The 24,158-nt window shown below is 37.9% G+C and carries 31 protein-coding genes; 20 read left to right on the top strand and 11 right to left on the bottom strand.

Features of this window, described 5'->3' with window-relative positions:
• Positions 1–41: 41 nt before the first annotated feature.
• Together KQI39_RS03185 and KQI39_RS03180 are read left to right on the top strand one after the other, a co-directional pair.
• Positions 42–1,691 (top strand): DNA primase family protein, encoded by a 1,650-nt coding sequence (locus tag KQI39_RS03185; protein WP_216416398.1) that lies wholly within the window; start codon positions 42–44, stop codon positions 1,689–1,691.
• Between the two features lie 174 nt (positions 1,692–1,865).
• The gene (locus tag KQI39_RS03180; protein WP_216416395.1) at positions 1,866–2,486 is read left to right on the top strand and encodes an ERCC4 domain-containing protein; all 621 of its coding nucleotides are present in this window, start codon (positions 1,866–1,868) and stop codon (positions 2,484–2,486) included.
• Positions 2,487–2,646: 160 nt separating this feature from the next.
• On the opposite strand, the gene KQI39_RS03175 is transcribed toward KQI39_RS03180, so the two are convergent.
• Together KQI39_RS03175 and KQI39_RS17835 are read right to left on the bottom strand one after the other, a co-directional pair.
• Positions 2,647–3,480, bottom strand: coding sequence for an ArdC family protein (locus KQI39_RS03175; RefSeq protein ID WP_216416393.1), 834 nt, complete (start codon positions 3,478–3,480; stop codon positions 2,647–2,649).
• Positions 3,481–3,654: 174 nt separating this feature from the next.
• Entirely contained in the window at positions 3,655–3,864 is a 210-nt protein-coding gene (locus KQI39_RS17835) for a helix-turn-helix domain-containing protein (RefSeq protein ID WP_216416390.1), read from the bottom strand.
• Positions 3,865–4,066: 202 nt separating this feature from the next.
• Between KQI39_RS17835 and KQI39_RS03165 the strand changes: the two genes are divergently transcribed.
• Together KQI39_RS03165 and KQI39_RS03160 are read left to right on the top strand one after the other, a co-directional pair.
• Positions 4,067–6,244, top strand: a complete 2,178-nt coding sequence (locus KQI39_RS03165) for an Ig-like domain-containing protein (RefSeq protein WP_216416388.1) — start codon at positions 4,067–4,069, stop codon at positions 6,242–6,244.
• A gap of 225 nt (positions 6,245–6,469) precedes the next feature.
• Complete coding sequence (locus tag KQI39_RS03160) at positions 6,470–6,991, top strand: hypothetical protein (protein WP_216416386.1); 522 nt, start codon at positions 6,470–6,472, stop codon at positions 6,989–6,991.
• Positions 6,992–7,490: 499 nt separating this feature from the next.
• Here the strand turns inward: KQI39_RS03160 and KQI39_RS03155 are convergent, their stop codons facing one another.
• From KQI39_RS03155 to KQI39_RS03125, 7 genes are all read right to left on the bottom strand, one after another.
• Positions 7,491–7,970: a hypothetical protein gene (locus KQI39_RS03155; RefSeq protein ID WP_216416383.1), complete on the bottom strand. Its 480-nt coding sequence runs from the start codon at positions 7,968–7,970 to the stop codon at positions 7,491–7,493.
• Positions 7,936–8,610 (bottom strand): hypothetical protein, encoded by a 675-nt coding sequence (locus tag KQI39_RS03150; protein ID WP_216416381.1) that lies wholly within the window; start codon positions 8,608–8,610, stop codon positions 7,936–7,938. The genes KQI39_RS03155 and KQI39_RS03150 overlap by 35 nt, the downstream gene beginning before the upstream one ends.
• Positions 8,611–8,631: 21 nt before the next feature.
• Positions 8,632–8,952 (bottom strand): hypothetical protein, encoded by a 321-nt coding sequence (locus KQI39_RS03145; RefSeq protein WP_216416379.1) that lies wholly within the window; start codon positions 8,950–8,952, stop codon positions 8,632–8,634.
• A gap of 83 nt (positions 8,953–9,035) precedes the next feature.
• Positions 9,036–9,398: a hypothetical protein gene (locus KQI39_RS03140; RefSeq protein WP_216416377.1), complete on the bottom strand. Its 363-nt coding sequence runs from the start codon at positions 9,396–9,398 to the stop codon at positions 9,036–9,038.
• Positions 9,399–9,445: 47 nt separating this feature from the next.
• Complete coding sequence (locus KQI39_RS03135) at positions 9,446–9,793, bottom strand: hypothetical protein (protein WP_216416374.1); 348 nt, start codon at positions 9,791–9,793, stop codon at positions 9,446–9,448.
• A 69-nt stretch (positions 9,794–9,862) separates the two neighbouring features.
• Entirely contained in the window at positions 9,863–10,339 is a 477-nt protein-coding gene (locus KQI39_RS18005) for a prealbumin-like fold domain-containing protein (RefSeq protein ID WP_216416372.1), read from the bottom strand.
• Between the two features lie 419 nt (positions 10,340–10,758).
• On the bottom strand, positions 10,759–11,595 hold the full coding sequence (locus tag KQI39_RS03125; protein WP_216416370.1) for a hypothetical protein: 837 nt from the start codon (positions 11,593–11,595) through the stop codon (positions 10,759–10,761).
• Between the two features lie 239 nt (positions 11,596–11,834).
• On the opposite strand from KQI39_RS03125, the gene KQI39_RS03120 reads away from it, so the two are divergent.
• From KQI39_RS03120 to KQI39_RS03085, 8 genes are all read left to right on the top strand, one after another.
• On the top strand, positions 11,835–12,278 hold the full coding sequence (locus tag KQI39_RS03120; RefSeq protein ID WP_216416366.1) for a hypothetical protein: 444 nt from the start codon (positions 11,835–11,837) through the stop codon (positions 12,276–12,278).
• Between the two features lie 14 nt (positions 12,279–12,292).
• Positions 12,293–12,595, top strand: coding sequence for a hypothetical protein (locus KQI39_RS03115; protein ID WP_216416363.1), 303 nt, complete (start codon positions 12,293–12,295; stop codon positions 12,593–12,595).
• 15 nt (positions 12,596–12,610) lie between these two features.
• Positions 12,611–13,216, top strand: coding sequence for a hypothetical protein (locus KQI39_RS03110; protein ID WP_216416361.1), 606 nt, complete (start codon positions 12,611–12,613; stop codon positions 13,214–13,216).
• Complete coding sequence (locus KQI39_RS03105) at positions 13,213–13,527, top strand: hypothetical protein (protein ID WP_216416359.1); 315 nt, start codon at positions 13,213–13,215, stop codon at positions 13,525–13,527. Before KQI39_RS03110 ends, KQI39_RS03105 begins: the two co-directional genes overlap by 4 nt.
• A 5-nt stretch (positions 13,528–13,532) precedes the next feature.
• Positions 13,533–13,949, top strand: a complete 417-nt coding sequence (locus tag KQI39_RS03100) for a hypothetical protein (RefSeq protein WP_216416356.1) — start codon at positions 13,533–13,535, stop codon at positions 13,947–13,949.
• A gap of 86 nt (positions 13,950–14,035) precedes the next feature.
• A complete protein-coding gene (locus KQI39_RS03095) occupies positions 14,036–14,212 on the top strand; it encodes a hypothetical protein (protein WP_216416344.1) in 177 nt (58 codons plus the stop codon).
• Positions 14,213–14,528: 316 nt separating this feature from the next.
• Positions 14,529–15,935, top strand: a complete 1,407-nt coding sequence (locus KQI39_RS03090) for a hypothetical protein (RefSeq protein WP_216416341.1) — start codon at positions 14,529–14,531, stop codon at positions 15,933–15,935.
• 22 nt (positions 15,936–15,957) lie between these two features.
• Positions 15,958–16,557, top strand: coding sequence for a hypothetical protein (locus KQI39_RS03085; RefSeq protein WP_216416339.1), 600 nt, complete (start codon positions 15,958–15,960; stop codon positions 16,555–16,557).
• Between the two features lie 72 nt (positions 16,558–16,629).
• On the opposite strand, the gene KQI39_RS03080 is transcribed toward KQI39_RS03085, so the two are convergent.
• The gene (locus KQI39_RS03080; RefSeq protein ID WP_216416336.1) at positions 16,630–16,818 is read right to left on the bottom strand and encodes a hypothetical protein; all 189 of its coding nucleotides are present in this window, start codon (positions 16,816–16,818) and stop codon (positions 16,630–16,632) included.
• Positions 16,819–16,951: 133 nt separating this feature from the next.
• Between KQI39_RS03080 and KQI39_RS03075 the strand changes: the two genes are divergently transcribed.
• From KQI39_RS03075 to KQI39_RS03045, 8 genes are all read left to right on the top strand, one after another.
• Entirely contained in the window at positions 16,952–17,659 is a 708-nt protein-coding gene (locus tag KQI39_RS03075; RefSeq protein WP_216416334.1) for a hypothetical protein, read from the top strand.
• A 961-nt stretch (positions 17,660–18,620) separates the two neighbouring features.
• Positions 18,621–18,848, top strand: a complete 228-nt coding sequence (locus KQI39_RS03070; protein ID WP_008705329.1) for a hypothetical protein — start codon at positions 18,621–18,623, stop codon at positions 18,846–18,848.
• Positions 18,841–19,059: a hypothetical protein gene (locus KQI39_RS03065; protein WP_008705328.1), complete on the top strand. Its 219-nt coding sequence runs from the start codon at positions 18,841–18,843 to the stop codon at positions 19,057–19,059. Before KQI39_RS03070 ends, KQI39_RS03065 begins: the two co-directional genes overlap by 8 nt.
• The gene (locus KQI39_RS03060; protein ID WP_009244013.1) at positions 19,056–19,253 is read left to right on the top strand and encodes a helix-turn-helix domain-containing protein; all 198 of its coding nucleotides are present in this window, start codon (positions 19,056–19,058) and stop codon (positions 19,251–19,253) included. The genes KQI39_RS03065 and KQI39_RS03060 overlap by 4 nt, the downstream gene beginning before the upstream one ends.
• A 2-nt stretch (positions 19,254–19,255) precedes the next feature.
• Positions 19,256–19,591: an Arm DNA-binding domain-containing protein gene (locus KQI39_RS03055; RefSeq protein WP_216416331.1), complete on the top strand. Its 336-nt coding sequence runs from the start codon at positions 19,256–19,258 to the stop codon at positions 19,589–19,591.
• Positions 19,588–19,692, top strand: a complete 105-nt coding sequence (locus tag KQI39_RS18000; protein ID WP_442860754.1) for a hypothetical protein — start codon at positions 19,588–19,590, stop codon at positions 19,690–19,692. Before KQI39_RS03055 ends, KQI39_RS18000 begins: the two co-directional genes overlap by 4 nt.
• Before the next feature lie 518 nt (positions 19,693–20,210).
• Positions 20,211–21,701: a hypothetical protein gene (locus tag KQI39_RS03050; protein ID WP_216416329.1), complete on the top strand. Its 1,491-nt coding sequence runs from the start codon at positions 20,211–20,213 to the stop codon at positions 21,699–21,701.
• An 85-nt stretch (positions 21,702–21,786) separates the two neighbouring features.
• Complete coding sequence (locus tag KQI39_RS03045) at positions 21,787–23,520, top strand: class I adenylate-forming enzyme family protein (RefSeq protein WP_216416327.1); 1,734 nt, start codon at positions 21,787–21,789, stop codon at positions 23,518–23,520.
• On the opposite strand, the gene KQI39_RS03040 is transcribed toward KQI39_RS03045, so the two are convergent.
• On the bottom strand, positions 23,510–24,043 hold the full coding sequence (locus tag KQI39_RS03040) for a hypothetical protein (RefSeq protein ID WP_253293040.1): 534 nt from the start codon (positions 24,041–24,043) through the stop codon (positions 23,510–23,512). The two genes, KQI39_RS03045 and KQI39_RS03040, sit on opposite strands and share 11 nt — an antisense overlap.
• Positions 24,044–24,158: the final 115 nt, after the last annotated feature.

The raw sequence follows: 24,158 nt of genomic DNA, 5'->3' as shown, positions 1-24,158 counted from the left end.
TTTTGAACGTTCAAAAAATATAAAAAAAGGAATTATAAACTATGGAAGTTAATGAAGAAAATACAGGAACAAACAGTCCTCCAATGCTGAACGGCTATTATTGTACACAGAGTGAGCTGTTAAAGAAAGTTGTAAATGAAACAATTGAAGCATTGCCTGACTTCCCGAATGTAGATCCGGAAAAGGTCGAAGCTACGTTTTTGCAGATCCTGACAAACCATGTGACGACTGAAAACGTAATGAGGGTTTCGGGAAATAAATTCAAGTACATGCAGAGTCCTTCGCCACAGATCATTGAAACATTTATGAGGAAAATGTATAGAATCGTAAATGTATGTTATACAGAGAAAAAATCTTCGGATACCTGTCTGTTGGCAATTTATCATGAAGAAGGAAGATATAAAGGGACATACACCTGTGATGAAGATGAGTTTTATCACATTATGAAGAGATTCAATTATGCTATCACTTCAAAAGAGAGAGAAGAAGTAATGAAGAGTCTCAAAAGTGAAGCCCCATTTGTATCTCCGTGCCAGAAGGAAGAACTGGTAGCGGTAAACAATGGATTGTTCAATTATAAAACAAAAGAACTTCTTCCATTTACACCGGATGAAGTGTTCGTTGGAAAATCACCAGTTGACTACAATCCAAACGCCCAGAACATCATTATTCACAATGATGAAGATGGTACAGATTGGAGTCCGGAAGAATTTATTGACAGTCTTTCAGAAGATCCGGGCGTAAGAAAGTTGCTGTGGCAGGTTATGGCAGCGGTGTTACGCCGGGGGAAGAAGTTTAACAAGTCAGCATGGCTTTACGAAACAAGAGGCTGCAATGGAAAAGGTACATATGTACAGGTGCTGAGAAACCTGATCGGAAATGAAAATGCAATCTCACTGTCACTGGATGAAATGTCAAATGATTATAAACTGTCAACGATTATGACTGCATCTGCAATTCTGACAGATGAGAATGACATGGTTTATATTGACAAGGCTGCGAACCTGAAAGCGATTGTTACAAAAGATGTAATTTTGCTGAACCAGAAATATAAACAGCCTGTTGCATATCGGTTTAGCGGTTTCATGGTACAGTGTCTGAACGACATGCCGAGGGTGAAGGACAAAAGTGATTCCTTTTACAGGAGACAGATCTTCATTCCATTTATGGCGTATTTTTTTGGAAAAGAGAGAACATACATCAAAGATGATTACATCGGAAGAAAAGAAGTTCTTGAATATTTTTTGTACAAGGCACTGAATACAGACTTTGATGATTTCGATATTCCGGAAGTGTGTGTGAATGCACTGGAAGAATATAAAGAAGCCAATGATCCGGTACGTCAGTTTTGTGCTGAGATCTTGCCGGAGTGTCGGTGGAATCTTCTGCCATTCCAGTTTCTTTACGATCTCTATACAGCATGGAGTAAACGTAACAATCCCAATGGAACAGTACAGGGACGTAATACATTTATTGCAGATCTGTTGAACATTATTCGCAATTCTGATACATGGACATGCGAAGATAAGAGTAAACAGATTCTGACAGAAGATAAGATGGATGCCTGTGAACCGTTGATTGCAGAATATAATCTGACAGAGTGGATGAATCCGTTGTACAAGGGAAACGATGAAAACAAGAAATGTCATCCGAGACTGAATCTCAGATATCGTGGCTTGCTGAGAAAGTAAAAGGTAAGTCATACAGTTTGTAACATTTTAACAAATAATCCTCAAATACTCACTTTTTCACTTTTAAACTAAACTTTTTTGTATTTCTGTATTATATACATTTGTTAATTCTCAGATTTAAGAGTGAAAAGTGAGATGCGAGGTGTCTTATATATAAAAAAGGAGTTTTCTATTATGTTGAATAAAAGAAATTTTTCTATTTTTGTAGATAACAGACAAAAAACCGGAAAACATCCGGAGGTAGATGAACTTGCAAGACGTGGACATGAAATGATTTCATGTAGACTTCCGGTAGGAGATTACTGTGTAGTATCTTCTAAATATAAAAAAATTCAGAATCTTCGAATGAATGAAGATTATATGAATTTAATAACACGTAACAATAATAAAGATACAAGTTCCAGAGTTTTTTCAGACGATGTGCTGGGTACATATTCAGTTGCAATTGATACCAAGCGGAGCTTTCTGGAGCTTGGAGGTAATTTGCTCTTGGGGGCGTATGGGAATCGTTATCGTTTTGAACGTGAATTACAAAGAGCTCAGAACATGAATATCAAACTGTATATTGTAATCGCAGATGATGATTTTAAGAGTTTTTGGGATTTGCTGGAATATAAAGGACTTAACAATATTGAAGGATATGGAAAAAGAATGTTGGATAGAATGACCGAGTTTCAGAGAAAATATGGGTGCAGCTTTGTGCTGGCGAATAGTACAAATCTGGCAGACGTGATTGAAAATTATTTGATGCAGGAATCAGACATTTGTGATGATGAGTTTATCCTTTGTAGTTGAGCCTGCATAAAAAAATGAGCCACGGATCTGTTACCGGGAGGGAATATATCCCCTTCGCTGGTAGCGGATCTGTGGCTTTTTTGGCTATGCTCAAAATTCAGGTCGTAATTTGGAGCGATTCAATTTTTATATAATCACTCGTAATGCAGTAAAATAACATTTAGGCTGCATCTTTCAGACTTTTCAGAATGCTGTCATAGAGTTTGTTAGCGGTTGTTTGGATATTTTTCAGAGCTGTACTGACTGCTTTCAGATTATCTTTACCAGCCCACCCGGCGATATACTCAAAACTGTATTCCGAAGTGTCCAGTCCGAGAAAGGTAGAAATAATAAATGCAGTGCTTTCAGCTTCAATTTCTTTGGTTTCACGATTGATTTCACGCTCTTTTGCAGCTTCCGGATTGTGTAGCATTGCGTGAGCAATTTCATGGATCAGTGTTTTAATAGTCTGTAGTTGGCTCATGCCGTTGCGGATTGCAATTCGACTTTCAGATGGGACGTAATATCCGTTTGTGGTATTTTCTATGTCTTCATAAGTTACAGGACACGGAGAAATAGAGAGAATGGCAGAAATCAGTCGGTCATATTCTGGTACATCTCCCACAAGTTCGGGGCAGCCGAAAGAAATTACTTCTGTTTCGGGTATCTGTATAGTCTGTGAAATGTCGAAAACGGAAGTGGTTCGGAATGAGAGTCGTTCTTCTTCCTCTCCGGTTTCCTCATTTACCTTTTTGTACGGACAAGGGGCTATGATACGGATTGCACGTTCCCCCTTTTTAACAATCCGGTTAAAAGAATTTTTCCAGTTCGCATATCCAGTGACATACGAGGCTTTTGGAAACTGAGCTGCGATCAGTATACAGTTGTTTACACTGTAGTTGTGAAAACGGCTCATGATTTTCAGAAGTGTAGCATATTTTTCAGAGGTAAAGTATTCTGCAACACCAGCTTTTAATTTTTCTTCGATATCCTGCATTTGTTCTTTTCTTGTCATAGTAATTCTCCTTTTTGCAAGTGTAGTGGATGGATAAGGTATGATCGTAAAAGTACGGATCACAAAAATTCACCCGTGCTGCGGATGCAGCCTTTACCAGAAGAATCAAAAGAGGGGATGAAAAAAGAGAAAAAAAATAATGTTAGCTATATAGCAAGATACTATAAACTAACATCATTCTTCATCATATGGAACGTATTTAAGGATATCGGACACTTCACAGTCTAAAATTTCACATAAAGTATTTAACGTGGTTGTTGTAATTGGTTTTTGATGCTTCATACGGTGAAGTGTATTGGGAGAGATACCTTGTTTAAAAATGAGCCAATACTCGGTAAGATTTTTTCGTAACAAGGTCTCATAAAATGGTTTGTATGAAATCATATACGCAATACTCCTTTTTCCTAAGAGTATCACCATTCAATATATTGACTATGTATAATATATTGAGTATACTTGAATAAAATCCTCATAAATGAATCTTTTTGAGATAAAAAATTGTTTTGATAGCCCCAATTATGTTATAAAATAATTAGATCAATGAAAAACTCAAGCACATTGAAAATTAAAAAAGGAGGTTTCAGGTATGAAACGTAAAGCAAAGTCAGTAATTACAATTCTCTTGACAGCATTGATGATTATAACCATGCTGCCAACCACAGCTTTTGCGGCATCCAGTAAAAAGGCGCCATCAAAAGTAAGCATCACTAAGGTTACTGCATCTACCAATGCAGTTACTGTCAAGTGGAAGAAAGCTTCTAATGCTACATCGTACCGCATCTATTACAAGCAGTCCGGTGCCAAGAAATGGAAAACCGTTGCAAATGTAAGCGGTTCTAAGACCAGCTACACTCACAAGAGTAACAAGAAAACTCCACTGGTAGGTGGTAAAAAGTATGTTTACACTGTTCGTGCTTACAATAAGTCAAGCAAGAAATGGGGTAAATATAATACCAAGGGTAAGACCGTTACCATTCCAGCTGTACCAAGTACAGTAAAAATGGGAAAAGTTAAAGGTACTGCTTACAATAAAGTCAGCATCAGCTGGAGCAAAGCATCCAATGCGACTATGTACAGAGTTTATTACAAGCAGTCCGGTGCTAAGAAATGGAAAGCCGTTGCAAATGTGTCAGGCACTAGCTATACACACACAAGCAGCAAGAAAGCTCCGCTTGTAAGTGGTAAGAAATATGTTTACACCGTTCGTGCTTACAATAAATCAAGCAAAAAATGGGGTAAATATAACACCAAAGGTGTTTCTGTAACTGTTCCGAAGAAGAACAGCAAGCCAACAAAGGTCCTGGTTCAGTCCGTTAACATTGATAGCGTCACTACAGCAATCGAGTCAAAAGGTGGAACCTATCAGTTCACATCTAAGGTTCTTCCAGCAAATGCAACTAACAAAACACTGAAATGGACAAGTTCCAATCCAAAGGTTGCAACTGTTGACCAGAACGGTAAAGTTACCGGTATCTCCGAAGGAACCGTAACTATCACAGCTGAAGCTACTGACGGTTCCGGTAAAAAGGATTCCGCACCTATGAGCGTAAATTTCCATATTGACCACACCAAGATTCCTGCAACTGGAATTAAAATCAGCAAAACAAGTGCTGAACTGTCTGGTTGGCGTGATTCAACTCCTATCGAGGCAACACTTACTCCGTCCAACACAACTGACTGGGTTGAATGGGACACTTCTGATGATAATGTCGCTTATGTAAACAATGGCAAAATTTCCGCTGGTTATCCTGGTACAGCAACTCTCACTGCATATGTTGCAAACAACCCAAGCATCAAAGCTACTTGTACTGTAACTGTTGACTATATCCAGTCTGTTACCATTAATAACAGCTCTATTCAGTTGACAGCTAAAGGTGCCACTCAGCAGATTTCAACAACAATCACACCTGCTAATACCAAGCACAATGCACTGTCTTGGAGCAGCGATGATACCAGTGTTGCAACAGTTGACCAGAACGGTAAAGTTACCGCTGTTGGAAACGGATATGCAACTATTACTTGCAAAGCAACTGATACTAAGCAGCCGAACAATCCTGACTTGACTGCAACCTGCAGTGTAACTGTAAAGATTCCAGAAGCAACTGCAACTCCAACACCTACTCCAAATCCAAGTAATGTTGTTGAAACAGTAAATCTTGCTGGTGGAGATTCCAAGATTCTTTCTGTATGGAATGAAGACTATACAGAAAATATCGATGTATCCAAAATAACATTTGAATACCAGAATGATGATATCTTTGGTATTATTGGACAAAAAGTTTCTGATGGCTTGTGGTCAAGAATCACAATTGAAGCTCATAAACAGGGTTCTGTAGCTGTACTTGCCAAATACAATGGACGCACCTTGAAACGCTGGAACGTAAACGTTACTTCCAACTGGTCCGAATACATGGGCTATGTCGCTTGGCGTAAAGATGTTGAAAGCCAGATTTGGAACAGCAACATGAGCACTGTTCAGAAACTGGACGCTGCTAAAGATTATATCAAATCAACCTTCACTTATAGCAAGACAGACGCTTCATCTGCGGTCTATGCATATAAAACAAAGAAAATCGAATGTACTACAGCATCCGAACTTTTCGGTGATTTTGCAAAAGACCTGAATGTGCGTGTTGGCTATGTAAATGCAAATACAGGTAAAATTTATGATTATCTTGGTTATGCAGTAAGTGCAGCTGATGGACATGTTTTCAATGCAGTTCTACTGAACGATAATTGGGTATATTACGACGCTCAGCCGTAATCCATAACCCTTAACACAATAATCCCCTCTCTTCATGAGAGGGGATTGTTTTATAAGAAGCCTCAACTTTGTTTCGTATTTTTAGCACTTCTCTCTTTCTGCCTCATAAATATATTTATTCGAATAACACTTCCATTCTAAGAAAAATCTGATATCTTTAAAGTATAGGGGACAAATTGATATCCAATACACAGAAATGAAAGAAAGAATGAAAGAAGGATGTATATGTTAAATAAAGAAATTGTCACGCCACTCTTAGTAGAAAATACAATCATTGTATTTAATATCGATGCATTATTGTCATTGTCTGACTATAATAATATGAATAGCTTCAACAATTCACCTTATCATTTTTTACCAGAATTACGCCAATTCTTAGATAAGAAAAATCCAAACGAGATTTATCTCTGGTCATATAACGGAGCACTTGCACCTGTTGTGTCATATCTGCAAGACAAATACAATTATAATCCAGAACATACATACTGGGAACCAAACCCGGTTAAATTATTGGACTATATCAGGGATACATACAATATCTCAGAAGACAACATTACTTTTGTAGATTACCAGTCGAATAGACGTTTACCATATCAGGCAACTTTGTCTACTACACACTACGCTTGTATTGACCCATTAGATTTCCTTGTAGAATCCGAATCTCGCCGTTATAAAGAAACCAAGAAATATATTTCCTGCTATGCAAAAGAATTTGCAGAATGTTATTCAGACACATATTGCAACTGATGAGAAATTAATTCACATAATTGGCTAAATAAAAAACACTCTTACCCTCAGGCAAGAGTGTTTTTTATTTAACTTATTTTACCTCAAATCGTTTTATCTCTCCATTACTCAATGGTCTGCCTAAAGATTTGACCTGTTCTATCATATCCCTCCAGGCATAACGTTTTCCGTCAGATGGTTCTGTCAGACGTCCATCATGTAAATATTGTTCCAAATTAACAACCTGACCGTATTTAGTTCTCGACATCCCCATGTATCATCCCTCAGCCTTCTATATTTGTATAAAAAAAGACCAATACAGCACTGCTGCCGTACTAGCCTTATATAGCGCGTATATACAGACACCGAAAATATTACATGTAACTTCAATGACAGTTACAGCCCACGCATACTATATTTCGACGCAAATATTTTTACAACTTCCACATGTTGTCCAATGTCTGTATAAATATTATAGCATGGATATTACAATATATCTATACTAATTTGCAAGCTACTGTCAAAATTTATAGCTGTAACTATCATCTGGTGTATCATTTACAATACCACCAAATTTATCCACAGCCTGACTTCTGCGGAGTTCTATTTGCTTCTGCTTCTGTTCATCCCAAGGATGATTAAAAATTTCATTCATATCTCTATCAGATATCTTTTCTCCTTTGTCCAATACAGTTACATGGTATTTTATACACTGCTCTTTTGTAAATACAATAGGATTATTTATGTCAGCTAAAGCATACACACCACCGTCTACACCTCTGGATAGTTGCTTGAATGGTGGCGGGCAATCTTTTAAGCGAACATTATCTTTATCTTCTGGATATCTTGCTCCCAATTCGTCATAACATTTAGTAAATTCTGTAATACGGTCTATTTCTACAAATGATATACTATTTTCAGTACTATGAATAATAACACCATATCCAATTCCTCTACGTTCATTTTTATACGTTATTGCCTGCCCCATTTCTATATTCATCAATAGCAACCTTCACTTTCTTCTTTAATTCTGGTGGAAAATGATGCATACCATTCATACTTAGATATTTATCTACACAATCTTTATCTCCTGTTATGACAAGCATTGTATTTCCATGTCCATATCGTTCAGGATATAACTCATGTACAAATAAATCTTCGACCATTCCGAAAAAATTTTCGACCTGTTCCTCATCTTCGAAATCAATAGTGTCCGGTTCATAATAAAGCACTTTTCCATCGATAACATGTATATGTTCATTGACATCTACGATTACATGTTGCTTCATCATATCATGAATATGCTCATTTTTCAATTGATTTTCATATTCCACGACAGCCTGCTGCACTTTCTCTTTTAATTCCAGTGGAAAATGATGCATACCCTGTGTAGATATACTCTTTGTCCTATCTGATTTCATGCCTGTAATTACAGCATAGGTATTTCCTTTTCCATATCGTTCAGGCAATAATTCATTAACAAAAATTTCTGACACTATATCAAAAAAGTCGCTCACTTGATTTTCGTCTTCAAAATCAATCGTATCAGGCTCGTAGTAAATCACTTTTCCATCGACAACATGTATATGTTCATTGACATCTACAATTGTATGTTTGCTCATCATATCACTAATACTCATCGTCTTCAACTCCTTATTTTTCTATTCAGTAATTAACTGCTGCACTTTTTCCATTATTTCCGATGGAAAATCTGAGATATAAGCCAATCCTAATGTCTTTACAATATTATCCTTTGTCCCTTCTAATACAGCTCTTGTATTACCTTTTCCTCTTCGTTCTTGCAAAAATGGCTCATCACAATTGAATAAACGGTCTACAAAGCTAAGAAAAGAAGCAACATGTTCTTCATTTTCAAAATCAATTACATCTGGTTTATAACAAATAACTTTTCCATCTAATACATGCACGTAATCATCTATATCCACTATTGTGTGTTGCTTCAACATATCACTTATACTCATATCATTCAACCTCATTTCTGATTTTATATTTATTTACATATACAAGTTACTACATATATTTTGTAATATATAGTAATTATCTCTTAATACATAATATGTGCTTTGCCGGATTTCACAGCATCATCAATGGAGTTCTTCATTTCTTCTGTCTGTACCAATTCGCCAGCATATACCATATCATAATCACCAGCAAGAACAGATACTCTAAATTTTTCATAATCATTATTTGGAATAGACAGTTTAGAAGTGTCAACACTAAAACGGTCAATAATAGATATTATCTCTCTACCGTTTGTCATGCAAAAATATCCCATTTCCATTAACTGATTTGAAAGTTCTTGCAACAATTTGATTTTTTTCAGTGTTTCCAATTCTTCCGCACTAGGTTCCATAATGGAAGCCATTCTTCTTGCTCTGACTTTTATTTCTTCTCGACTTAATTTCATAATTATTATGTACCCCCTTTATTATTCCCTACAAGCATGGTTATTTTTTATATGGTATTGCTTGTCCTACTCTTATATTCATCTATTGCCTTTCCCACTCTAGTCAACAGTTCATCTGGAACGTGTACCATATCATCAATATTTACATATTTTCTCACATAATCTTTACTTCCTGAAATTACAAGCATCGTATTTCCATGACCATATTCTTCAGTATAAAAATCATTTACGAATAAATCGTTAACCATTCTAAAAAAATTCGCAACTTGCTCTTCACTCTCAAAATCAATTGTATCTGTCTCATAATAGATAATTTTTCCATCAACTACATGCAAATCATCACTTATATCCACTATCGTGTGTTGCTTCATCATATCACTTATACTCATTTCCATTCCTACCCCCTTACTTTCTTTATAGAAAAAGCGGAAGATACTTCTCATATCCTCCGCTTCATTTAGGTTTTATGCTCTTCTACGTCTACGTTTTCTATTCAAAGAATCGTAAGCAAACAGTCCACCTGTCAGAAGTCCCATAATACCAACACCAATGAATCCATATTTCCAGATTCCCATACCACCTGTCTGTGGCAATATGAAAGTATAATCATTGGTCACTTCATAAGTTGCCTCATAGAAATACCACTTACCAGAATAGTCCGTATCTTTTTTACCTTTTGAAGTGTCAGCCTTATATGTCTTAACTTCAGCATCAGTCATTGTGATTGGAAGTGTCACTTTGATTGGCTCTTTCAGAACAGTTTTTCCGTTTTCAGTCTTGACTTCTGTAATCTGATATTCACCTTGGTCAAGATTATTCCAAACAATTTCACCATTAGAATCTGTTTTAGCTGTTGTAGACTCGCAGATATGTGAAATAAAATATATGGCACTTTTGGCATGGTAGGAAAAGAATCTTTTTATAATAGAAATAAAAATCAAATTATACAGGGTTATGCGTGGGGAGTAATTCGGAGAAGAAATACAGTATATGGGGGGAAGCTCACATTTTTGAGATTTGAAAAATAAAAGTGAGATGTTTGATTCATACAGAATATAAGGGTTTCGACTGATTTTATCATGTATAATCTCATATTCTCGTTTTTAAAACTAAACTTTTTCATTTATATATGTGTATATATTTGTTAGTTCTCAGATTTTAAAGTGAAAAGTGAGCGAGAATTTTCTGTAGAATGTTTTCTTCTTATTATATGAAAAAAGAAGATCGGTACAATATCCGTAACAATTTGCTTTATTACAACCAAACATATTCACATAAAAAATAGTGGCAAAGATTATGAATAGAATTTTTACGATACCACTTAAATTCTCATTCGCAAAGATTACCACTATTTATTGATTTAAATTTTGCCTTTTTTGGGAGTTATGAATATTCCAAGAGGGTTTTCTATTTGTTTAGTGAGTCCTGAGTATCCTTCGATTGGTGTTACCCCGTCCTCATCTTTTTCTTTTATATGTGCGGCACTCTCATATATAGCATGTCGGTAGGCTTTTTCATCAAAATCAAAAAACTTATTAAAGATAGCTCGAAGCATTGCTCGATCTACTATTTTATCTACCATTTCAGTAGTCAATTCATTAAGTGGTACAGATGGAATGTGAAACTCAAAAGCTTTCTTATTTATACTTTCGTTATTAGATAATTGATGCAAATTTTGTTTAGTCCATGGGGACTCGTCTAGTGCTTTCCGTAGTTTCCCCTCAGGATCATAATTGGGATTGTTTTCGATTTCCTCATATAGAGTGCTCATAATATGGCTAACTCCCGTATCATTTGTAAGTTTCCTATCTTCTTCAAGAGACCTTGTCGCTATATCACTCAAAACTTTCATTTGGTGTTTTTCTTCAATCTGCTGCTGTTTATTGATCTTGTTCGGGTTGTATCTCATAAAATAATCATACATATTGACTTTTATAATATAACGAGCGTAGTCAGATGGTACGTGATATCGTTTAGTTGTTGTGTCAGACTGTGCTTGTTCTTCTTGAGAGTCATCAGTTATTTTAATAAATTCAAATCCAAGATTTTCGAGAACGCGATTTATTTGTTTTTTGATTCTCTGTTCTTCTGTATTACGAAATATCGGGTTATCTTTATCTGTAATTAGTGACGGATAGGCTTTCAATGAATACTTATACATATCGTCCGTACTCCAAAATTCGACATCTTTTCCCATTTTTTTCTCCTTGAAATTTCTAAAATGTTCAGATAAGGAACAATAATCGTCCCGTACCTTTTCTTAGTTTATCGAAAAAACCTTGAAAAATCAACGTTTTTAGCAGAATAAAAATGTCCGGAAAACGAATTTTATCCGTCCGGTTACAGCCCGGCTTTTTCCGATACAATTAAGCCATAGAAATCGCAAAGCAAATCAATGTGGAGCGAAAATAACTTAGAAAGAAGAGGAAATCGAATATGAATATTTTTGATGACTATGTTAAGAAAAAAGATGCAATGAAAAATATCTTTACTGAAGACATTCAGTTGAATGAAGAGAATTTTAAAAAGTATCACATTGAACTTTACCGGCAGATTCTTGAGATGATATGTGAAGCAGACAATCCATGCGAGACATTAGACAAGATTAGGAATGATGCGATGACATCTGAAAAGTGGAACGCTTATTTTCTGGGATTGCTTCCTGTAACAGAGTGGCGGTGGTTGTATTGTAGAGAAGGATTAAGTTTTGTTATGAAGAGACTGTCGGTATCTGATGAATCAACAGAATACAGGGATACAATGTTCTCTCTTGAAAGACGGTTAGAAATGAATGTAAGAAGATTCGCGAAAAAAATAAATGCGATCGGGTATGTCGTTGCTTGGGATGGCAGAATTACACGTAGTGGATTTTTAGTATAAATAGGAGGCAAAAAATGCAGAACAATAATATGAATAGTTATATGAACAGTAATTTTGTGCAGATCCGGTTCAAATGCGGACATGTAGAAAACATTGATATTTCTCGCACTAAGCTGAAACCTGTGTTGATTCGCAAAATGGAACATGATTACTGTACTGCTTGCTGGAATAAACTTGAGGATCAGAAATATGCGGTCGGTTATAATCTCGAACGGATGTTTTACGGCAGATATAAGGAAGAATTTCCTGATTGTCATATGCGTCATGGTAGCTATAATCCGGTTGATCGTACTGTTGAAGTTTATGTACCAATTTAATAAGGAGACAAAAAGATGAAAAATATGAATAATGAAACACTTCGCAATTACTGGGATGAAGCAAAAAAACGGATCTGTGAACGTACACCTCTTTCAATGGAGAATGCAGAACAGCATTTAGGATTTTATGTAGAAATGCTGAATGAAATCCTTCTGGAACTGGAAGGAGCAGAAAATCCATGTGTAGCACTCTGGAAGATGCAGAATGATGGAGAAACAACGCATGTAAAATTTGAATATGCACCATCGTTTTTAAAAACCTTCAATATGTGGAAATTTGAAATGCACAAGGGAGTATTTTGCTGTACTGCATATGGTCTCTTGGAAGATTGGGGAAGCCTTTTTGTAAGTGAAAGAGATAAATGGATCATGGCACTGGAACGCATTGTAAGAGCATATACAGACAAAGCTGGATATGAACAGTTTCGGTTGCATTGGGTAGTAGAGGATGAGCTGATCTTTTGTAATGTTGATACAGAATCTGATGTTTTCTTATATAAGGATTATTCTGCAAATAGCTCCTACGCTTCTTGTGTTGCTGAACACCCACAGTTGAGTATTCGCAAGCCACGAAGAGAGTATGGATTGAATATGGTAGAAATGGAAAGAGGGAATAGATGAGAAAAGGTGCATTTGATATTTCAAAGGTCTTTATCGCTGACGAGGGCTATGTATATCCGGAATGGATTTCTGAAAATTATGTTATGGACAGATGGGGGCAGGATGGACATGTATGTCTGCGGCTGTTCCGGGTATACAGAATCTCAGAAAAGGTGTTGGAAGAGTGGGACTGGGGATTTGCAGAGAAACATTTTGGATGCAGTAAGGATGAGTTTGACTGGAAGAAGTACGAGTGGTACGAAGCTCAACTTGTAGAAATATTTTATGATGAACCGGAATGCTGGAAAATGGGTTCTGGTAGAAAGGAATAAATATAATGAGATGTATTAAAGAAAAGATGAAAAAAGACGAACTTGAAGCACTGAAAAAGGAAAGCATGATGTATGGAGACAGTGACTATGGAGTTTGCTATGTAGCAAGTATTGATGAAACCATTCTTTTTAGAATTTATGAGGAATGTGATGGAATTTACAATGTAGTTGGCTGGCTCTCAAGGCATGGTAATTACAAAGAACCCCGTTCTGTCTTACATAAATTTACATGGTGGTTCATTCCTTATGAAGATATTGATTTAGAAGTTTTTAAATGGTTTGTCTTTGAGGTATGGGGATATCCAAGGGATGAAGTACATGAGTTTTGCTCTGCACTGGAATTTTTGGTCAAGTATGAAGCTAAGGCAGTCGAAGACCCTTATGGAGAGAATCAGAAAAAAGTTATTATGAAAGAAAACTAGATGGAGGAATCCTCGTTTTATTTTCCGTAATACACACCCAACATTACGGATCATACAATTATCGAGAGAAATAAGGAAAAGGCTTTATGAAAAACAAGGTTGGAAGACCAGAGAAAGATGGCAAGCATATGAACTTGTATATTAAAAAGGATATCTCGGACAGGCTGGACAGATATTACAAGTATGGTAATACAGGGCATACCAAAACGAAGATTGTTGAAGAAGCATTGGAACTGTATTTGAAAGACCGTATGAATTATTAAATTTTTATTAAATTTCTCCTTGCGTGAGAACGGCTGTAGATGGGGTTTTTAGGGCTGCCTGAATTTGGCAAATTTGCAAAATTACAGATATCTACTAAAATTAAAGTATAAGGATGTATACAAAATTTTAGCAGATATACAGGCAGCGAGCCGTCTGCAAGACTCGTACCGAAGGTAACCCCTCTGGTAAGAGCACCGCTAATAGCGTTCCGCTATTAGATACGGTGTTATCTAGAAACGGAAAGAACAAATATTAGGGGATAGATATTTGGTGTTCCGTGAACGAGATAAATTTGCGAAGAAAGGAGAAAACGCCATGAGCAAAAAAGTCACAATGCATTCAGGCAGGGCACATGCGGATGGGAAGACCTTTGATCCGAAACACAACGACCGGGATTTTGATGTAACAAAGGCTTTAAATATCAAGAAGAAAAAGTTGAAAGACGAGTTATATTGGAACATCATTGATGGAAAAGAGTATGGTTATTTTGATAAAGATCATATCAGTTTCAGGGAAGCGGAGCTTCAATATTACACCGAAACTTTCGGGCATCAGCTGGAAGCTACCAATGCAAAATATATGGCACAATATCACCCCGAGAAAGTTCGGACTATGGAAGAGTGGATGTATTGTAAAAGGAACGCCCCGGAAGAGTGTTATGTTCAGATCGGGGACAGTTTCGGACACCCAGATATGGATACTTTCCATGAATGTTTCGTAGAATGGCTTGACTGGCAGAAGGAGTGGAATGAAACACACGGAAAACCGTTCACTATCTTAGATTATGCAGAGCACTTTTCAGAGGAAGTGCCACAGGCGCATATCCGCCGGGTATGGTCTTATGTGGATGAAAACGGAAACAGAAGACTCGGACAGGAGAAAGCCCTTGAAATGGCTGGTGTAGAACTTCCAGAGACCTATGTCCATGATAACCATGGTAACTTGCTTTTAGATGAAGATAATAAGCCGTTTGCTGCGATCCCGAAGAGATACAACAACCGGAAGATGACCTTTGATTCTATGGCAAGGGAGAAATGGATTGAAATTGTCCGTTCACACGGCATCGAGGTAGAAGCTGCACCACGCACAGATGTAGAACATAATCTTACAAAACGAAAAGCAATCGTACAGCAATTGCGAGTGGCGGAGCAAGACGCACAGAGAGAAGTAGAGCGTGCAGCTGTATTACAGTCTGAAAACGATACACTTGAGCTGGAAAATCAGGGATTGTCGCTGGATTCCCGTGTCATGCAGTCAGAGACAGGAAGGCTTATTAAGGAACAACAAGCACTGATTAGCAAGAACAGTTCCTTAAAGCAGGAAAATACGCAGCTCAGTACGCAGTTGGTAAAGCTGGATAAAGAAATGCAGCGGAAAGAGTATCAGCTTAACCAGACAAAATCTTCTCTGCATGTATATCAGAAAACACTGGATGACCATATTGTGTGGGATAACAGGGTGAAGCAGTTTGACCAGCTTTTGGCAAAGATGGTTGTAGCACCGGGCTATTTCCTTACATTTCTGAAAAGCCTTGGTGTAAAAAAGTATCGCCTGAAAGATGGACAGATCAGGGAGAAATCTTATGTAGACCTGTATAAGGAATCCTTGAATCGACAGAAACAATTATTTTTAAAAGAGAAGGAAACATATCAGGATCAGGCTGAGGAATTTTATTCTTCCGGAAAAGGGCATGAAGAGGATATGCCTTCGTTACCAAATTAAAAAATAGAAAGAGGTTTTTAATATGAACACTGTAGAAAAAACAAAACAAATGGAAAACAGATATCAGCAGGCAGTTACAAAGTACAATGAGATTGTTGTGAGCATTGAAGAAAAAAATGCGGAATATAAAAGCATTCAGGATGAAACAGAAATTCTCCGTTTTGAGTATGACGAATTGGAAAGAAAAAAGCAGGAGGCTGATAATCAGTTGAAGTCTGCGGAAGATATGCTCAGAGAGAAACAGACGGAGTTACAGTTGATTGAAAAAGATATCCAGATTGCAAAACTCAATCAGAAGACGGAAGAGGAACGTGCAGAAGCAGACCTCAAATTTGAAGCAATCATGGAGAAATATCTTGAATGTGATCCATTTTTCATTGAATTTTTGAAGCGTCTCGGCAAGCGTGTAACAAAACGTAACGAAAAAGGTGAAATTGTAGAGACACAATCCATCTATAGTATTTTTCTTGAGGCTCGTGAAAGAAGAAGAAAGCGTGTGATGGCAGATGGTATGAGGACAAGACGCCGTTTGCCGGATATCTCTGGTGTCGTTGATGCGAATGGTGGAGGAATTGAGACAGGTGGTAAGCACCCGACTGTAGATGACGGCATGTCACTGTAATACAATCATAATATAATGAAATCCGCAGCCAACAGTTCCAAGATCGGAATAATGGATGCGGATTTTCTAATGTTATATTTGCTTGTCTGTAATTTCTCCGGTTCTGATTTCTCCATGAATTTTTTCATGTTCCCGGATAGCCTGACGGATCAGATAAAGAACCTCTCCATTGATGGAACGTCCTTCGTAGTCTGCCAGACTGGTTAGTTTGCTATGCGTTTCAGAATCTATCCGAAGTCCCAGATGCTTGTTTTTCTCCATAGTCACACCCTCCATCTTAGAATAAGTACAGTTTAAGTCCATGAATGAATTTATTTTATGTAGAAAAGATGATAGAATGTTCTAAATGGACTTATTTTAAGTACATTTTATTTTGCATAAGGGGAAGTATGATATGAGAAAAGCAGAAAAAAAGTATATAAAACTCTGTACAAATGTGATTTTAGGGGTGATAGCAGGTTCTTTGATTACAGCTGCCGTGTTGCAACATGAAGAAAGAGTATTGCCGGATTCAGTAGGACAGGTGGGGGAAGAACAGGTGGAAGTTACTTTTGAGGGTTTGCGATCTACTCTTTCTGACGTGTCGGAATGTTATCTTTGTGGAAACAGTAATGAGAGCTTGATGGATTATTACAGGAAGTTTGATACGATCGGTTTGATTTCTCTTAATGACTGGTATGTTATAGATTACAGGTTGAGATCTTATAATGAAGAGGGAAAAGAAGTTGCATCAGATACTGGAACAAATATGGCTCATGGTACTACAGATGAAATAATATATTCGCTGGATGCGACACCTTCACGTGGCATGTCTGAGATTGAAGTTGAATTGCCGGAAGATCACAAAATAGAAGAAACATTTCTGAGAAAATATCTTTGCCAGAACTGTCTTGATAAAATTGCAGATTCTCTTAGTTATTGGAAAGGTGAGACAGAGAAAAAAGAAGCAATTCCTCTGTGTATCGTTGACTTTAAGACATTAGACATTTATCCGGTGCAGGATTCATATGTGTCTTATTTTATACGGGATTATTATGTGGAATTACATTTTGAGGATAACAAGGTAGTGACACAGGCGTTTTATCTCCCAGAAAGAGTGTAGGAAGGATTCTTTTTACTTGCAGGTGAAATGTATTGCTGGTATAATGGGACTCACAAAGACGAATTATACTATGTTAATCAGCACCAACCATTAGCGTGTAATTAGCAAAAATAAGTACTCTGAGAAATTTTGGAGTCCTGAATTTACATAGTAGATTCAGGGCTCTTTTTTTGTTGCCTGAACCCCGGTTATCTCAGATTGAGAAGACTGTTTGTGTGCAGCGAGATGAGGCGGTCATGAGGCGGTCTGGGAGTCACCCCGGAGCTATCCCAGAGTTACCCGGAGATACCCCCAGAACTACTCAGAATCCCAGCAAATATGCGGGTTTCAACAGGATTTCAACGGATTTCCGGCAGATCTTAAAGGGGCTAAAAAGGGCACTCAGAGGCAAGAAATGGAGCGAAAAAGGAGGGTGGAGTTAGTCGGAAAGTGGGAGAGAGAAGGGCTGAATCAGACATAGTAGGTAGGAAAAATTGAATACGAAAATATACCAACAAATCATCCGTCTGTTGAGAAGGAACAGGATAACGAACTTTACAAAAAAGACGCTAATGCTGTTTGCTGATTAACAGCGGACTAAATTGCGAAAAAGCCCATAAATAAAGGTTTTGCGGGCTGTCTGGATGTTCCGGTGGAGTGCAAATGGAGTTAAAAAATCTTTTTTTTCTTTGTTTTCTTTCCGGAGTTATTTGAGATTTTCGCAAAAAGTAGCTATGCTCAGAAAATATAATTAGTGTGAATATGAAGAACAGTTTGTTTTGATGGAAATATTTTCCGTCAGGACAGACTGTTTTTTTATACCCTTTTTCAATGATATTAACTCCATGGTTCAGCGATAACACATATGGAAACTGTAAAATTAAAATAGTTTGCTAAATTTCGGAAAATGATGTCCGATTTTACATCTGCCAGTACAGAGTATATGAAGAGATAAATATTCAAAATACAGGAGGTACTGATTATGCAGAACAAATTATTTTTAAAGGCAGCCGATATATGTGAACTTCTGGAGGTAAAACAGACATCGGCTTATGAGATCATTGGCAATCTGAATAAGGAGCTGGAAGAACAGGGATATTTGACGCTTAGAGGAAAAGTTCCGACAAAGTATTTTGTGAAGCGTTTCTACGGAGTAGAAGATACTTGTGAGATTCCACAGGAAGAGGGAAAGGAATGGTTTCATGCGTAAGAGAAAAATGTATTTATCAGTAGAAGACATTGCAGAACTCTTTGGATTATCAGTTTCGTTTGCTTACCGGGTGGTGGAAAGAATGAATGCCGATCTGGAAAGCAAGAACTATTATGTTATTCTCGGACGGGTGCCAACCCGCTATGTAGAGGACAAGATCTATGGTCTGGAACATGTTGAGCAATATTTGAAGGAGGATAAAGCGATATGAGTATAGTGCAGGAAAAAATGTATATGGATGTGGATGATGTGTGTGCAATTCTTGGTGTTTCTAAAGCGTATGCCTACAATTTGATGCGAGAGTACAACAAGGAGTTGAAAGCAAAAGGCTATATTGTAGTAGCTGGAAAAATCTCTACCAAATTTTTGGCAGAAAAGATTTACGGAATGAAGGTTGAGGATTAACAATGGGTGTTTACAAAGAAGGAAAGAACTGGAAAGTACAGGTCTATTATAAAGACTGGCAAGGTAACCAAAAGAGAAAACAAAAACGTGGATTCCGGACCAAAGGCGAGGCAAAAGAGTGGGAGCGAGACTTTCTTCAGCAACAGAGCCAGGGTGTAGATATCGAATTCGGGAACTTTCTGGAAATCTACTATAAGGATATGGATGTCAGACTTCGTGAACACACCATGTATACAAAGCGTTACATCATTGACTTGAAGATCAGACCATATTTTGAGAAAAAGATTCTTAGTGAGATTACGGTGGCAGTGGTCTTGGCAAGACAGACGAGGGTGTGAAGAAACTTGTACCCGGGGCAAAGGTTGAAAATGGGCGGATGCTCAACGGCAAGGTATCTGAGGCTGATGTCAAAGCCTGGGTACAGAGCCTGAATTTGTAGAACAGTTTTAGAGAAGCTTAGCATTATTCATGAATTTTTGTAGGGGATAAGAAAAGGTCAGAGTGAATAAAAAGCAGGGGATATTGTACAGAAGTATACGATATCCCCCTTTTATTTACGCGAGCAACGAGCCAAAGTCCGTGCTTGCACGAGACCTTGGCGACTGCCGCGATAACTTGAGAAACTCGCAAATCGTGTTTCATCTTGTTGTGTATGGTTCATATGAAAAGTTATTAAATCGGTAATGTAATTCCGCCAGTGATCAAAAGATAGGAAAGTGCTGCACTGCCGGCCATCATAATAAGGAGCATGAGACATCCGAAAATTAAATTAATCTTAACGTACATTTAAGTATTCTATCAGATATTATCAGCATTTGCCATATTAATTCGATAATTTTGAAATTAAAATCTGAGTTAGATGCATAAAAATATTTGTTGAAGCTGCTGGATAGGGAAGACATTTGTGATATGATAAAAATATCCTGCAAATGATAAATATGCAAAAGGGGTTCATATATGGAAACAACAGAAAAGAATCGATTTAGTATTTTACTTGAGCAGCTGATTAATACAGGAGAAGTGAAGAATGCATCTTTGGCAGCAGCACTTCGATATGATGCAAGCTATATCAGCAAATGGATTACCGGTCGGATGATTCCGGCTGAAAAGACAAAACGGAAAGTACTCAGAGGCATCAGCCAGGAAATTGTCAGACAAAGTACGCAGAGCGGATTGGAGAATTTGTGTGCGGACTATCAGATATCAGACTGCGAAGAACTCAAAACGGTGATCTATGATCATTTGGAAGCGGAGTATAATTATGTTCTGGAATTGCAGAAAACATATGGTACACTCATTGCACCGAAGATGAGCTTTTTTATGTCGTTAAGTCCGGCACAGTATATTGCAAAAATGCATCATCCGGTTCTCAGGCGTGTGAAACGGTTAAATATTACAGCGGAAATGGATCTGCTGGCATTAAGGCATGAGTACCGGATGCAGATTGTACAAGGCAATATGAGGCGGGAAGTCTACCGGGCCTATCCGGATGTTCACTTTTCGCTTATTATTCAGATTGAACCAGACAAAATGAATGTCATCGGAGATACTGTATTTTTAATGAATATGATATCAGATATGTCCAGAATCGATTTTAGACTGTACAAAAACAGTCAGGCGGCAGGCAGAATGATTTTTTCAGTACAGGATGATTTTATGATCAGCGGCATGCTGGCAGATGATAAGCGCTGCATGGCTGTCAATATCAGCACAGAAGAAGATAATTGCCGGTGGATGTTTGAAAAACTGAGTGAATTGTGCACAAGGGATGCTTTGCTTTATCGCCCGTCAACAATCAGAAGCTTGGTAGAGGAACAGGGATATCAATATTCCATGCTTTCTATGAATAAGCGATGGTATATAGGGCATATGACGGAGTGCTTTTTGCCGGATGAATTATTTGAAGAATTGTTAGTGCATGCGACAAAAGAAATGAACCTGGAGATGGATGTGACACAATTGAGATACCTGCATGCATTAACCCGGAAGACATTGGAGGAAAGTCATATCCGGGTAATTATCTATGAAGATGCGCTGTCGGATCTTGTGGTAGGCAGGACCATCAGTTTCTTTGGATGCAGACTGAAGCTTTCATTGAGTCAGATTCAGACATATTTAAAATGCCTGCAGCATACATGTCTGAAACATTTGAACCTGGAAGTAAAATTGGCTATAGGCAAATTTGTGAAGGATTATCAATATGAAATGACACAATGTATTTTCATTTCAGACAGTATTTCTTATCTTAGGCTCAATACAGAAAACAGGGAAAATAATCTGGCTTTATTTAATCATCTGGATATGACGGAGATTTTTGGCCGTTTTTTTGATGAAGTATGGGAAAGCAGTGATGGAAAATGTCTGTCAGAATCTACAGAGATTAAGCATTTTTTCGACCATATGATTCAAAGTACAGAAATTCAGTCAGGAATTTCATTCAGTTTTTAATGTATTTTGTCATGATGATTCAATCCCATTCATTTGTTTTCATGTTAAACTGACCTCATCTTATAGAAAGATGAGGGAAAATGTTATGAATCAACAAGTGACAGGAAAACCGAGTATTGATAAACCATGGATGAAGTACTATCCGCCGCAGCTGATTCAGGGACTTACAATTCCTGCACAGACAGTTTATGAGTATTTAATGGAAAGGTGTCCGGGAGATGATGTTGTGGCCATCCATTATTATGGCAGAGACATCAGATGGAGAGAATTGAAAGAGCAGGTGGATCTTGCTGCCAGATCGCTGCGTGCCATTGGATTTGGCGAGGGAGATCAGATACCGATATTTTTGCGGGCAGTTCCGGAATTTATTTACCTGCTGCTTGCTGCGGAGAAAATAGGAGCCTCTGTTTTGTGCAGAGACAATACGCTTGAAGAGAATATAGAGGCTGTTAAGAAATCAGGTGCAAAGATGATCATCGCCCACGACTTCCTTTCTCATGAAGAACTTAATCGTTACAGAAAGGAAGCCGGCATCAGAGGTGCTGTTTTGTTAAGCCCGATCCGCAGCGCCATGAGAACGGGGCTACCGGACTATTGTTGGAATTATCTGGAATCTCTTTATACAGATTATCCGGCATACGGTCCGTACACGATGTCTTGGGAGGCTTTTATGGCAATCGGAGATCAGTTTACAGGGAAAGTGGAGGCACCGAAAGATATTGACAGACCGTTATTCAGGGCTTATACAAGCGGCTCCACGGGTCCGTCAAAGCAGGTCATTCATTCTGCCCATACGATGATCGGCAATATGCATCAGATGAATTTTTATGGTGCATCTTCGGAATTCCGACCGACATGGATGGTTACACAGCTGACCCCTTCTTTGGTTGCGGTAGTTGTTGCGATGCTGCTGATGCCGTTGGCATCAGATAAATTGCTGATACTTAGTCCTTTTGTGGCGGCAGAAGATGTAGATCTGGAAATGATGCATTATCGTCCGAATTGCTGGCCGCTGATTCCGATGTTTATTGAAACTGTGATGAGAAATGGCCGTGTCCCGGATGATTATGATATGTCTCATTTATTTTCAGCAGGTGCAGGCTGCGAGGCTTATAACAATAATCAGCTGAAGCGTGCACAGAAATTCCTGGAGGATCATCAATGTAAGGCACGTTTTACGACTGGCTACGGATGCAGTGAAGCGGGATCGAATATGTCACTGCCTTTAACAGCACATCCAATCAAAGACGGCAATGTGGGGATACCGATGCCGCTTACAACCATTTCTATTTTTAAGCCGGGAACAGATGAAGAATTGACGTACAATACGATGGGTGAAATCTGCCAATGCGGACCGGGAACAATGGTAGGGTATGATGATCCGGCAGCGACGGCAAGGACAATCAAAATACATTCAGATGGCAGCCGCTGGCTTCATACAGGGGATATTGGTTATATGACAGAGGATGGAACAATTTATGCATTAACCAGAGGTGAAGCACCAAGATACGGCGGAGGTTCTCTGGCGACACTGCCTATGGAGAATCTTCTTGCAGATGCGGAGGTAGAGGGTATAGATGATGAATTTTTTGTGATCGTTCCGGATCCGGAGCATCACAGATGTTTTGTTCCGTACCTGTTTGTGGTCTTGAATAAAGGTTATACGGTAGATGATATCAGGGAAAAGGTAAAGGAAAGTCTTGAGGCGTACATGCAGCCTGTTGATATTATTGCTCTTCCGGAGAGACCGTTTTTCCACTTTAAGACAAACCGTATTGGCCTGACACGGGATATTGAAGCAGGAAAATTTAATGTATAATCATTACAAAGGATTCATTTTCTTCATAAGGCTCCTGAATCAGAGCATCGACATATCGCCTGCTTTGGAGGTCATACAAGGCATTAAGATGCAGTTGATTAAAACCAAAAGTTCCTTCTTTACCAGCAAAATACGTGTGTGGATTTAGTGGATCACGAAATATATTCAAGTCAGAACCATCACAGGCAAGTAACTGGTAGCCTTGGTATTTTTTGTTACATAATATCTGCTCATGAAATTTATGAAATAAATATTCCATAGTATCTGGTTTCAATTTGTTCCTTTGTTTTATGAAACCAGAACGGGTTATTTGATTCAGATCATAATTAAAATATTTGTGTAATTCTGAGTTAAGTGAACCACCTTCCATAGTAAGTAGAAAGTTTATTGTCGAGGTAAAGTTCATCTTTCGATTTCTGGTAAAATCATGCCCAGGATTTTTGACGTAATCTTCTATCTGACTGGACATGCTGGAAATGGCAGCGTTGAGTTTGTTGCGGACATAATCAGCGTAAAAGTTCATTAGCAATTCCTCCTAAAATGTATTCATTCAAGGAGGCTTCGCCACATTTTTTCTGACATTTGTCAAGACCTTTTTCTGTTTTATTTTATAAATTTTCTTAAGTTAATGACATTAT

The sequence above is a fragment of the Blautia sp. MSJ-36 genome, assembly GCF_018917985.1.
In the GTDB taxonomy this organism is placed as follows: domain Bacteria; phylum Bacillota; class Clostridia; order Lachnospirales; family Lachnospiraceae; genus Blautia_A.
Note: the sequence above shows the minus strand (reverse complement) of the source record. Positions and strands in the feature narration are given on the sequence as shown.

Excerpts from the sequence above, each read along its gene's own strand:
- KQI39_RS03185 (WP_216416398.1), top strand. The coding sequence starts at position 42 with ATGGAAGTTAATGAAGAAAATACAGGAACAAACAGTCCTCCAATGCTG.
- KQI39_RS03180 (WP_216416395.1), top strand. The coding sequence starts at position 1,866 with ATGTTGAATAAAAGAAATTTTTCTATTTTTGTAGATAACAGACAAAAA.
- KQI39_RS03175 (WP_216416393.1), bottom strand. The coding sequence starts at position 3,480 with ATGACAAGAAAAGAACAAATGCAGGATATCGAAGAAAAATTAAAAGCT.
- KQI39_RS17835 (WP_216416390.1), bottom strand. The coding sequence starts at position 3,864 with ATGATTTCATACAAACCATTTTATGAGACCTTGTTACGAAAAAATCTT.
- KQI39_RS03165 (WP_216416388.1), top strand. The coding sequence starts at position 4,067 with ATGAAACGTAAAGCAAAGTCAGTAATTACAATTCTCTTGACAGCATTG.
- KQI39_RS03160 (WP_216416386.1), top strand. The coding sequence starts at position 6,470 with ATGTTAAATAAAGAAATTGTCACGCCACTCTTAGTAGAAAATACAATC.
- KQI39_RS03155 (WP_216416383.1), bottom strand. The coding sequence starts at position 7,970 with ATGAATATAGAAATGGGGCAGGCAATAACGTATAAAAATGAACGTAGA.
- KQI39_RS03150 (WP_216416381.1), bottom strand. The coding sequence starts at position 8,610 with ATGAGTATTAGTGATATGATGAGCAAACATACAATTGTAGATGTCAAT.
- KQI39_RS03145 (WP_216416379.1), bottom strand. The coding sequence starts at position 8,952 with ATGAGTATAAGTGATATGTTGAAGCAACACACAATAGTGGATATAGAT.
- KQI39_RS03140 (WP_216416377.1), bottom strand. The coding sequence starts at position 9,398 with ATGAAATTAAGTCGAGAAGAAATAAAAGTCAGAGCAAGAAGAATGGCT.
- KQI39_RS03135 (WP_216416374.1), bottom strand. The coding sequence starts at position 9,793 with ATGGAAATGAGTATAAGTGATATGATGAAGCAACACACGATAGTGGAT.
- KQI39_RS03125 (WP_216416370.1), bottom strand. The coding sequence starts at position 11,595 with ATGGGAAAAGATGTCGAATTTTGGAGTACGGACGATATGTATAAGTAT.
- KQI39_RS03120 (WP_216416366.1), top strand. The coding sequence starts at position 11,835 with ATGAATATTTTTGATGACTATGTTAAGAAAAAAGATGCAATGAAAAAT.
- KQI39_RS03115 (WP_216416363.1), top strand. The coding sequence starts at position 12,293 with ATGCAGAACAATAATATGAATAGTTATATGAACAGTAATTTTGTGCAG.
- KQI39_RS03110 (WP_216416361.1), top strand. The coding sequence starts at position 12,611 with ATGAAAAATATGAATAATGAAACACTTCGCAATTACTGGGATGAAGCA.
- KQI39_RS03105 (WP_216416359.1), top strand. The coding sequence starts at position 13,213 with ATGAGAAAAGGTGCATTTGATATTTCAAAGGTCTTTATCGCTGACGAG.
- KQI39_RS03100 (WP_216416356.1), top strand. The coding sequence starts at position 13,533 with ATGAGATGTATTAAAGAAAAGATGAAAAAAGACGAACTTGAAGCACTG.
- KQI39_RS03095 (WP_216416344.1), top strand. The coding sequence starts at position 14,036 with ATGAAAAACAAGGTTGGAAGACCAGAGAAAGATGGCAAGCATATGAAC.
- KQI39_RS03090 (WP_216416341.1), top strand. The coding sequence starts at position 14,529 with ATGAGCAAAAAAGTCACAATGCATTCAGGCAGGGCACATGCGGATGGG.
- KQI39_RS03085 (WP_216416339.1), top strand. The coding sequence starts at position 15,958 with ATGAACACTGTAGAAAAAACAAAACAAATGGAAAACAGATATCAGCAG.
- KQI39_RS03080 (WP_216416336.1), bottom strand. The coding sequence starts at position 16,818 with ATGGAGAAAAACAAGCATCTGGGACTTCGGATAGATTCTGAAACGCAT.
- KQI39_RS03075 (WP_216416334.1), top strand. The coding sequence starts at position 16,952 with ATGAGAAAAGCAGAAAAAAAGTATATAAAACTCTGTACAAATGTGATT.
- KQI39_RS03070 (WP_008705329.1), top strand. The coding sequence starts at position 18,621 with ATGCAGAACAAATTATTTTTAAAGGCAGCCGATATATGTGAACTTCTG.
- KQI39_RS03065 (WP_008705328.1), top strand. The coding sequence starts at position 18,841 with ATGCGTAAGAGAAAAATGTATTTATCAGTAGAAGACATTGCAGAACTC.
- KQI39_RS03060 (WP_009244013.1), top strand. The coding sequence starts at position 19,056 with ATGAGTATAGTGCAGGAAAAAATGTATATGGATGTGGATGATGTGTGT.
- KQI39_RS03055 (WP_216416331.1), top strand. The coding sequence starts at position 19,256 with ATGGGTGTTTACAAAGAAGGAAAGAACTGGAAAGTACAGGTCTATTAT.
- KQI39_RS03050 (WP_216416329.1), top strand. The coding sequence starts at position 20,211 with ATGGAAACAACAGAAAAGAATCGATTTAGTATTTTACTTGAGCAGCTG.
- KQI39_RS03045 (WP_216416327.1), top strand. The coding sequence starts at position 21,787 with ATGAATCAACAAGTGACAGGAAAACCGAGTATTGATAAACCATGGATG.
- KQI39_RS03040 (WP_253293040.1), bottom strand. The coding sequence starts at position 24,043 with ATGAACTTTTACGCTGATTATGTCCGCAACAAACTCAACGCTGCCATT.